Raw genomic sequence first — 9,727 nt, forward strand, 5'->3', positions numbered from 1 at the left:
GCAATATGCGATGTCTCAGGTTTTGGCTCCTTTGGTTAATCGGGGTGAGTTAGAGGTAGTATGGCAAGTTTTACGCAAGATTGCAGAAATAGAATCTTGATAGCGATCGCTGTGTTGCTCCTGCGGCGATCGCAGAAAAATATATCAATTCTGTTCTAACGAAGGTAATCGACGACGAGCCGAGGCGATCGCTTGTTGGAGTTTTGCTTGAAGTAATTCTTTGGGTGGTAATACGGTGAGGTATTCGGCGACATGGATACCGCTTTTGTCTAGTTCGAGCAATTCAATTTGTTCTTGCTTTTTACCTGCACATAAAATGATTCCTAATGGTGGTAGTTCGTCACTCTCTTGATCATATTTGGCAAGCCAACGTAAATAGAGTTCCATTTGGCTTTTGTATTCATGGCGAAAGTTACCGAGTTTGAGGTCGATCGCAATAAGGCGTTTGAGTTTGCGGTTATAGAACAGCAGGTCAATATAAAAGTCATCGTTATCAATTTGGATACGTTTTTGTCTTGCGATAAATGTGAATCCTGCGCCAAGTTCTAGTAAAAATTTCTCGATGTCTCGCAAGATGGCATCTTCTAGATCCTTTTCGAGGTATCGATCGCTTATATCTAAAAAGTCGAGGATATAGGGATCTTTTAGTAGTAAATCGGGTGATATTTGCTTGTTTTCGCGTAATTGTTCTAGATCATGGCGAATGGTTTCTTCAGGTTTGCGGGAGATGGCGGTGCGCTCAAATAGCATGGAGTTGATGCGTTCTTGTAGTTGGCGAACGCTCCAATTTTCGAGTTGTGTAATCTCGATGTAGAAATTGCGCTTTAGTGGGTCATCTATGCCCATAATTAGCTTGAGATGTGACCAACTCAATTTTGCACACAGTGTATGCAGAATTTCTCGATCGGGAAAACCTTCGGCGATCAGGATGCAATAGCGCAGTTGTCTTTCGCTCCAGCCTTTACCGTAAGTTTGGGTGAGGTGTCGCGAAAGTTCTGTTATAACCTGTTTGCCATATTCGGCGCGTTGACGTTGGAGTATTTCAGTTTGAATGCGATCGCCAACTTGCCAATAGAGCAGAGTAATTTCGGCATTGATGGCAACGGCGGCGCGTTGTTTGGCGGCATCAATAAGCTGACGAATTTCGCTAAAAAGTGTTTGCGCTGTTTCTTGGATATTTTGGGTGATTGTTGATGGGCTGTGATCGGCTTCGTTCATTTTCTTGAGTCTTGCCTGCATGATACTCAAACATTGCTTCTTTAGCTAGTTTTGCTAGTACGTCTTGAGAATGTTCAACTGAAATATTCCATTGAATTTCATCTTCGAGTTCTTCTAAAATTATCATGGCGATCGCGTCAATCGCTAGGCGTTGGTACGATGGCTCTGGATTTTGAAAATAACTGTTTCAGTTATAATTCATATAAAGTGATTTCAAGCAGGTTGTCTTTCCTGAACAGTTACTGAGAGTTTTAGCCCTAATTGGTTTAACAATTTAGCAATTGTCATTAACTCGCTGGGCTGTTGGTTTGGAAATAGTTGAGAGTTGAGATCTAAATTCAGCTTTTTGTTTATTGAATTGTTAGTAACATCTTGTTGAGCTCCTGCAACATTTTTCAAAGCCAATAAAATATGTTCAAAGTCACTATCTTCTAGGACTGCATCTAAGTAAGCAGCAGCTTCTAGAGGATCTTTTAAGGACTCAATTAGGTAAGAATGATAGCTTTTATAGGTTGGCATTTTCTCTCTTCTGAAAGTCTACCCAGTAATGCTTTGCTTTGATGATATCTTGATTTTGGGTGTTTTTGTCACCGCCACATAGCAAAAGAACTATGGTTTCTCCTGCTTGAGCAAAATATATTCGATAACCTTGTCCGTAGTCAATTCTGAGTTCTATGACTCCTGATCCAACAGGCTTGTAGTCTCCAAAGTTTCCATTTTCAACTCGATCAAGTCGTGCTTTAATTCTAGCTCTTGCTTGGCGATCGCGTAGATATTCGGCTAGTTCTTTGGATGGGTGGATTAGCATGGTCTGATGCTTTTATCCTTTTTAGGGTATAAAACTAAGTTTATCCTTTGTAGGCTATAAAATCAATTATTTCAATCTGGTGGATGCCAACCAATTGTAAACCAACGTTTACGAGTAGCGACAATGACAGCATTATTCATCCGTAACGCGATAACTGTTGCACGTCCGATCGCTGTTAAACCTTCAACTTGAGATGCATCATTATTCCATTGAAAATGCTCCTTCCAATTTTGTTTTCGTGGATTAAACAAAGCTACAAGTTCGCCTGTTAATGGATCGATCGCTTCTGTGGTGTCAGATTTGTATTCATTGCAAGTTCGACAGGCAAGACATAGGTTTTCAAGGGTATTCAGTCCTCCTTTTGAAACTGGTTGAATATGATCGATTGTCATGGGCATACCGCTATTTGCTTCAGTTGTGAGGCAATAGCAGCAACGCTTATGGTCAATTGATTCTATTTGCGATCGCAGATTTTGAGAAATATAGCCTGACACAAAATCTATCCTGCTAGTCTGGGAATATTATGACCACGCCATTTTAGGATTGCGGCGGCTTGGGATTTGCGTAACATGAAGCGATCGCCATCTCTACGGAGGGTATCTAATTCCAATCTTTCAGAATCAGTAAGCGATGTATCTTGTTGTTTTGACAATAGGGATTCGTAGCGTTCCATTTCCAACTGTGTTTTTTGGCTACGGGCAATTTGCCATAGTGAATCGTCATCAAGTCGATCTAAGCTGGCAAGGTCGGTTTGAAATTCTTCGGGTACGTCTTTCCATGTGGGTGGGCTACCAATTTGTAAGGCTTGTAAAATTATGTCTTCTAGCGATCGCTGGGTTGCTCCTGCCGCGATCGCTAGGCGTTGGTATAATGCTTCTGGTATTTGTAAGGTAACTGTTTCAGCCATATTTTTCTCGATAACCTTAAATTTAATTTCCGCTAATTTCTACTAATGATTCACCTGTAGCTAGAATTTCTAATGCTTTTGGTAAAGTAGCAGTCAGAATTTCTTTCAATTGGGCATTGGAAGTATTGTCAAACGTCAACCAAATAATTTGCGGTGGCGATCCGAGACGTTCAACTAGATCGACAAAATCACTATCTTTGGTCATAAAAATAATTTTTTGAGCTTTACCTGCTTCAAAAATTTCGGGATCTTCTGCATCTCTTAAACCCAGATCTCGTAAAGCGAAGGCGCTTATGTTAAAGGTTCTAGAGATCCAAGGGGCGATCGCTGGTGATAAATGGGCATCAATCCAGATGGTCATGCGACTAATACGGGATGATTGAGTTTACGGGATGCATAGGCTAGTGCAGCTTTTAGGTCATCGCTTTCTAAATCGGGCATTTCTTCTAAAATCTCTTCGGCACTGAGTCCAGCTACAAATAAATCGAGAATGTCTGAGACGCGAATTCTCATGCCACGAATGCAGGGACGACCGCTACATTGTCTGGGGTTAATGGTGATTCTTTTCAGTAATTCTGGCATTTGAGTATTTACCTAACACTTTTTTCTAGTATAAATGGGTTGTATGGTATTGCATCGCTAAGCGTTGTTACAATGCTTCTGGTATTTGTAAAACGACTGTTTCAGCCATATTTTTCTCGATTAAAATTTCCTGATTCAGTAAAGACAAGGGAGCATTTACACAAGATAAATGTACAAAATAATCATAAGAACCATAGTCGTTTATCTCTTTGAATTCCACGAGGTAAAAGTCCCTCTTGGGCAAATTCGGCTGCTCGATCTGCGTAGTAGGTTGTGATTGGTAAACGAATTGTCTGGGTAGAGCCTACTTGCATTTCACTAAGCCAATAAACTTGTTCAGCCAAAGTTAAGAGATCTGTATCTCCCATTCTTTGCTTAATTCTTAGTGGACGAGGAGAACTATTAGGACTGACTTTAGCTTCACGATCACCAGTGGTTAAAATAACTGCCTCATTATGACTATGTACCCATCCCCATCCTCTTTTAGGATTAGTATAAGTATCAACTCCATCTATATGTTGCAACCAAACGGCTCTGCAAAATCCTGATTTAATTACTTCAACTACATCAAGTTTTTCCAAACCATTAGAAGCTAGTTCGTTCTTGATTTTCACGAGAACTTGAAATTCTGCATCTTGCAATTTGCCATCACGATGAATTACCAAGTGCTTAGTTGGATATGCACTAAAAAAATCAAGTAATAGATTCTCTAGAATCTCTGGATCGAAACTTTCTTGAAAAGCTTGAAAGTCGCTAGCAGCCCAATCTATTAGTTGACCATGAGCATTTAGTACAAAAGCTGATGCACCAACGGTTTTTCCATCTTTACGACTCACATCTAAGCCTATAAATGATTTTGCTGTACCTGTAGTTTCTTTGATACACCAACTAGCGTGACCGAGCTTAGCATTGATACCAATAATCAAGTTGTGTCCTGTGTATTTATCCCATCCTTTATCAAGGCTAGATTTCATGATCATCTGGGATGGAATTTTGCGCTGAACTAATTGCTTTTTAATAATCTTGTAAGGATCAGCACTAGAATCTTGACTAAATTCTGATTCATTTGGTACGCAAGCAAACACAAAGTCACATTCTTTGAGCTTTTGACATACTTGGCGAATCTCTACTTTATCTTTAGGATTGTAGACTTGATGAGCAATCAGTAGTGTAATCCCAAATTTATTAAGTTCATCTTTTAATTTGTCACTATAAGTTTTAGCCTTTGTCTTCCATTCTAGAGGATATAGTAAAACCGACTTGACTGATTGATTCGGCTTGTCTAGTAGATAATATTTATCTAAACCTGCTCTAGGATATGAAACAGCAAGTCTTTGTTCAGAATTTGGATGCTTACCAAAATCTAAATTATTAGCTTTGCTACCAGACGGAAATAGCTTACAAACTTTCGGAGCAAATTCTCTCAATTTTGTTGAAAATTGAATAGGTTGGTTTAGTAGCTGAAATCGATTTCTTTGATTAAGAAAGCTAATTGTTTCAAAAGCTTTATGCACTTTTTTCGATATATTCCATAGATTATCATGATATATATCATCATCAAACTGACTGCGATCATAAATTGTTCTCAAAAGTTGAGGAATATGTAAAGCTTCAAATGACTTGCCTTTAGATGATGGATAACTAACTTTTACTGCTGGAGAATCTTTAACAATCATTTCCAAATCTTGATCGGAAAGGTTCCTTTTTTGATGATGGTATTCAAGCAAACTATTGTTTCCAATATCCACTATTTTGGTGTCAATCGTTTCTTCTGCAATACCTATAAAATCACAAATTTTCCCATCATAGATATGAACCATTTTTTGCCCGATTTCTAGGTTTGATAAACCAATTTGATCAATGGTCAACCGAGAGTGATATTCACTAGCAAAATCTAGAATTAGAACTAAGTATTGATTTTGATCTCTAACAAAATCAAAAGTTAAATATTTTTGCCCTTCAATTTTGTCTTGTTTCTGAGTTTCAAGAGCCAAATCAATATTTGAGGCAGTATCCTCGTTATCTCGATTTTCTTCTCTTTCTAGGCTAAAACTTTCATTGGAATATACTCTTTTTTTATAGCGATCAATACGTGGAGGATTTTTCACTTTCTTAAATGCATCTATAATTGCGGAATTACAGAGTTCAAAGAAAAATCTCTCATAACTTGGACTGGCAAGATCAATGGACTCTGTGCTAAGGATCTCATATTGATCGCTGCTTGATAAAGATATAGAACTCAGAATGCTGCTATTAGTTGAATCAGCCAAAATAGGAGACTTATATTGCCACTCTAACTCTCTAGCAAGTTTACCCAATGCCCTAGCTTGTTCAGATGCTTCAACTACTTGAGTAAGCTTAATGCGGTAACGAGTAAAAGGTAATGATGTAATAGGAGCTTGACTAACAAAACTAAGTTCTCTAAGTGACATTTTTCTTTTTATTCTAATATTTTTAAAAAATATCTAAATTTCAGGAAATTAAAAGCATCTAGAGATCTTACTATAACTCGTCGCCCATTTCTTCCTTACTTAACTTTTGATGTTTGAGGCAATTATTTTTGTTTGCAAGGCTCTGTTAGCGATCGCCCTTGATGATGACAAAAGGCGATCGCCTTAATTTAAAATCCTCTTTTTATGTATACGTTCCAACACAGGACATAACTCCACCGCTTTAATTACCTCAGCCTGTCCAGCAGCACTCAAAAACCCTCTTGAGTTTACCAACTCACCATTATTAAAAGGAAAAGCCGCCGTACAATCAACATAGGAATTATATTTTAGAAACTCATGCTCAAGTGCAATAATTTCTGCCTCGCAACATAGCAAATAAGGTCTATTTTCAAAATACCTATTAACTTTTGAATTTATTAGAAATCCATAGGGCGAAGGATCGGTATATGCAATTAAAACAAACTTATCTTTTGGATTTGGCTTAGTATGGCGGCATGATTGCACATAAAATATCTCCCACTTTGCTGGCATAAAGTTCTAACTTAGGGATGCGGATTTTGCAGATGCTCAAGAATTTCTATAGAATTATCAAAAGTTTTGATGATATCTTCCACATCGATTAGATCATTCTCATCCGCAGATTCCCATGCGCGATCGTGACTTAACTCTGTCAACTTTGTAAAAGATAAACCTCCATATTTCGTTACCGAATGATTTAGGCATTCCATATCAGAATCACTCAAAAAATCAGTGTTAGGCTGTCTCAGCTTTTTGATGTCATGCTTATCGACTATCTTGAAAGCATGAAGAACCTGCTCAGATATTTCTGCTGATGGCTGAAAGCTCGGAGACAAATCTCCACGCACTAATTTTAATAGATTATAAATTTGGCTTGGTACAGGACCATGCTTCATTGCATAATAGTTATCACCACAAATAAACCTCCCATATTTTTCTAAATGCTCCTTATCTGCAAAGTATAAAACTTTAGAAACACTATGGATTGTTGGCTGAACCGTTTTTTCCAATAGATCTAATATATAGAGTAAAGACTCTATTCCCTTTTCAATATTAAAATTAAATTGGTATTCCATAGCAACACTTACCTAATCGAGAATGTATCACTCAGATATTAATGGCTGATGTATATTTGACAAACACATACTGGCTATATGTATTTTACACTATGCGAGCCTATTTCTGCCTTACTCAACTCTTGATGACAAAAAGGCGATCGCTATCATTCCTATTAACTAATCAAAGCCTCCAACTGCTTTAACAAAGCCTCCAACTTCTTTTGCTTTTTCGCATCCTTCCAAACAGGCGAAGACTTTGCTGCCTTGAAGGTAGACTCAAACCGAGAACGTAGATCCGTTGGTTCACTAGCTAGAGACTTTTGAGAGCTTTCCTTGATCCTGCTCTTGATTTCATTTAAAGATAGACCATCAGCGATCGCCTCATCTAATAGCTGCTTTTGAAACGCTGCATCCTTAACACCAGCAATCAGCTTTGCCTTAGTATATTCAATCTTCCCCTCACGCAAAGCCTGAACCACAATCTCCGAAAGCTTCAGCAAAGGCAAGCGATTTGTCACAAAGGACTGCCAACTCATCCGCCCTAATTGTTCAAAAATTCGTTCGATTTGCTGGATTAGGGTTGCATTGCCAAGCTCATTGTTGTTGTCTTCACCACTGATAATAACGTTATTATCAGTCTCGGCTAGATCGTCCTTGCCATTGATAATAACGTTATTATCAACCTCGTCAAGATTATTGGAATCACTAAAATCTCTCTTGCTACGGTTATTCTGATTAAACAATAGACGTAGTAAATTAGGGAGCTCATCTAGGGGACGCACAAGCTCAAGAGCTAAAAGATCGAGAATCCCCTCCGTTTCTTCAATGGGGTTGAGGTCTTCTCTCTGGAGATTCTCGACCAGCGCAATTTGCCAAGCCTCATTATTATCTAGCTCTCGCACAATTACAGGGACAGAAGTTAAACCTGATAACTGTGCCGCCCGATAGCGACGCTCACCCGCAACCAGTTCATAACCACCCGCCGAACGAGGACGCACTAGTAGAGGTTGTAAAACCCCATGCTGAGCGATCGATGTAGCTAAGGTTTGCAGTGCCTCTGCATCAAAATAACGACGTGGTTGCTTCGGTGGTAAATGAATATCTGCAATTTGAATCTCAATCTCAGACTTAGGGCGATCGCTAGGCTCAGGAGATTCATCAACTTCAGGTGCAAGCCAAGGAGCGCTAGGAGCAGTGATGCGTCCGCTAAAAGGCTTTGTTGTTTTACGGGTCATGCCAGTTTCTCAATATGATCGATAATTTTGTCCATAATCTTTACAGCAGGATGCTTAGCTTGTAAAGCTGCTAGAGGCAATCTCTCTTCACTAGCATCAACGAATGCGGTAGCACGGGGAATTGCCTCAAACACTTTACCCCATGCAGAGAGTTGCTCATTCATTGCTTCAAGTGTACGAATATCTGCGGAGTTGCGACCATCGTAGCGAGTTGGTACAAATCCAATCACCTGCAATTGTTTATTAGGTTTACTTTTTACATATGTGAGTGTCTGCAATAACTCATCGGTTCCCTCAAACGCTTTGAGATGAGTTTCTACAGGAACGAGAACATGGGTTGCGGCAACTAATGAAATATAACTTAGCAGTCCCAAACTTGGAGGACAATCGAGCAGAATATAATCGTACTGCTCCTGCACCAACTCCAAAGCATCTTTTAACCGAAAATCACGTAGGGAAGCACTGACTAATTGCATCTCTGTAGCGCTTAAAAAACGATTAGCTGGGACAAAATCCATTCCTAATAAATCTTTATGAATTGGTAGCGACTCTTCGTCAATGATCGCATTAGCAACTGTCTTAGCTAACTCAGAAGGAACTAACCCAACAAACTTAGTGAGAGACGACTGTGGGTCCATATCCACCAATAAAACTCGGCGATCGCGTCTAGCTATTTGGTAGCCTAAGTTATGGGTAAGCGTAGTTTTCCCCACGCCACCAGCTTGATTAAAAATAGCTATAGTTTTAGTCACAAATACTTTTAACCTCTGAAATGATTGGAAGTATGCCAATAATTTAACATTAGCTTGGTGTAAAGCTAAATAAAAGAGAAAAGATAGTTGCGGCGCGAAGCGCCGCAACTATCTTTTCTCTTTAACTAAATAATCCAAATCTCGCTTGCATTATAAAATTCTCCCCGTTGCTCAAGTTTGAAATCGCCCAAAAGTAAACCTAGCCAAATTTCTACCATTGACAAAGGCAAAGCAGCTTGTAAATCTAATAAACGCATAGGAGAAAAGTGGTTGTTAATGCAATGCGCGATCGCCTCAATCCAACTCGACACATCTTCAGCATGAGCAGTACTAATCACTTGTTCAAACTTCTCCTCAAAACTGAGTAAACTCTCCTGCTCCAAAGATTGAATCAAAGTTTCCTTGTCAATTTCCTGCACAACTGAATTACCGCCTTTGGTTTGTTCTCCAGCTTTCCTTAGTAAACTTGGTAATGACTCAATAAACTGGTCAAAGTCAACCACCATAGACTGACGTACATAACGATCAAAAGCAACATCAGCCATGATCGGCTCGCCTTTTACTGCACGAGAATGTAACTCCTCAAATAACAAATTAGAGCGATCGCAAAACAAATCCGCAATCTGACATACTGCTTCTCCAGCTATTCGCAACTGCGATCGCGTATCAAGATCAACCAGAGTCAGATCCAAAAGC

13 protein-coding genes are annotated in these 9,727 nt (G+C 39.1%); all 13 read right to left on the bottom strand.

Going from position 1 to position 9,727, the window contains the following annotated elements:
* Positions 1 to 144: 144 nt before the first annotated feature.
* A complete protein-coding gene (locus H6F44_RS20925) occupies positions 145 to 1,218 on the bottom strand; it encodes a PDDEXK nuclease domain-containing protein (RefSeq protein ID WP_190353031.1) in 1,074 nt (357 codons plus the stop codon).
* 213 nt (positions 1,219 to 1,431) lie between these two features.
* Complete coding sequence (locus H6F44_RS20930; RefSeq protein ID WP_190353032.1) at positions 1,432 to 1,737, bottom strand: helix-turn-helix domain-containing transcriptional regulator; 306 nt, start codon at positions 1,735 to 1,737, stop codon at positions 1,432 to 1,434.
* Positions 1,724 to 2,026 carry a type II toxin-antitoxin system RelE/ParE family toxin gene (locus H6F44_RS20935; protein ID WP_190353033.1) on the bottom strand — a complete coding sequence of 101 codons (303 nt, stop codon included), beginning with the start codon at positions 2,024 to 2,026 and terminating at the stop codon, positions 1,724 to 1,726. Before H6F44_RS20935 ends, H6F44_RS20930 begins: the two co-directional genes overlap by 14 nt.
* 71 nt (positions 2,027 to 2,097) lie before the next feature.
* Complete coding sequence (locus tag H6F44_RS20940) at positions 2,098 to 2,520, bottom strand: HNH endonuclease (RefSeq protein ID WP_190353034.1); 423 nt, start codon at positions 2,518 to 2,520, stop codon at positions 2,098 to 2,100.
* Positions 2,521 to 2,525: 5 nt separating this feature from the next.
* Positions 2,526 to 2,933, bottom strand: a complete 408-nt coding sequence (locus H6F44_RS20945) for a hypothetical protein (protein ID WP_190353035.1) — start codon at positions 2,931 to 2,933, stop codon at positions 2,526 to 2,528.
* A 22-nt stretch (positions 2,934 to 2,955) separates the two neighbouring features.
* Complete coding sequence (locus H6F44_RS20950; protein WP_190353036.1) at positions 2,956 to 3,294, bottom strand: DUF5615 family PIN-like protein; 339 nt, start codon at positions 3,292 to 3,294, stop codon at positions 2,956 to 2,958.
* Entirely contained in the window at positions 3,291 to 3,515 is a 225-nt protein-coding gene (locus H6F44_RS20955; protein ID WP_190353037.1) for a DUF433 domain-containing protein, read from the bottom strand. Before H6F44_RS20955 ends, H6F44_RS20950 begins: the two co-directional genes overlap by 4 nt.
* 182 nt (positions 3,516 to 3,697) lie before the next feature.
* Positions 3,698 to 5,947 (bottom strand): Piwi domain-containing protein, encoded by a 2,250-nt coding sequence (locus tag H6F44_RS20960; protein WP_190353038.1) that lies wholly within the window; start codon positions 5,945 to 5,947, stop codon positions 3,698 to 3,700.
* A gap of 183 nt (positions 5,948 to 6,130) precedes the next feature.
* The gene (locus tag H6F44_RS20965; protein WP_190353039.1) at positions 6,131 to 6,499 is read right to left on the bottom strand and encodes a hypothetical protein; all 369 of its coding nucleotides are present in this window, start codon (positions 6,497 to 6,499) and stop codon (positions 6,131 to 6,133) included.
* An 11-nt stretch (positions 6,500 to 6,510) separates the two neighbouring features.
* A complete protein-coding gene (locus H6F44_RS20970) occupies positions 6,511 to 7,062 on the bottom strand; it encodes a Panacea domain-containing protein (RefSeq protein ID WP_190353040.1) in 552 nt (183 codons plus the stop codon).
* 155 nt (positions 7,063 to 7,217) lie between these two features.
* On the bottom strand, positions 7,218 to 8,279 hold the full coding sequence (locus H6F44_RS23680; protein ID WP_190353041.1) for a ParB/RepB/Spo0J family partition protein: 1,062 nt from the start codon (positions 8,277 to 8,279) through the stop codon (positions 7,218 to 7,220).
* Positions 8,276 to 9,031 carry a ParA family protein gene (locus H6F44_RS20980; protein ID WP_190353042.1) on the bottom strand — a complete coding sequence of 252 codons (756 nt, stop codon included), beginning with the start codon at positions 9,029 to 9,031 and terminating at the stop codon, positions 8,276 to 8,278. The genes H6F44_RS23680 and H6F44_RS20980 overlap by 4 nt, the downstream gene beginning before the upstream one ends.
* A gap of 125 nt (positions 9,032 to 9,156) precedes the next feature.
* Positions 9,157 to 9,727, bottom strand: a 571-nt coding sequence (locus H6F44_RS20985; protein ID WP_190353043.1) for a hypothetical protein, incomplete at its 5' end; no start/stop codon positions are given.

The sequence above is a fragment of the Pseudanabaena cinerea FACHB-1277 genome (genome assembly GCF_014696345.1).
Taxonomy (GTDB): Bacteria; Cyanobacteriota; Cyanobacteriia; order Pseudanabaenales; family Pseudanabaenaceae; genus Pseudanabaena; species Pseudanabaena cinerea.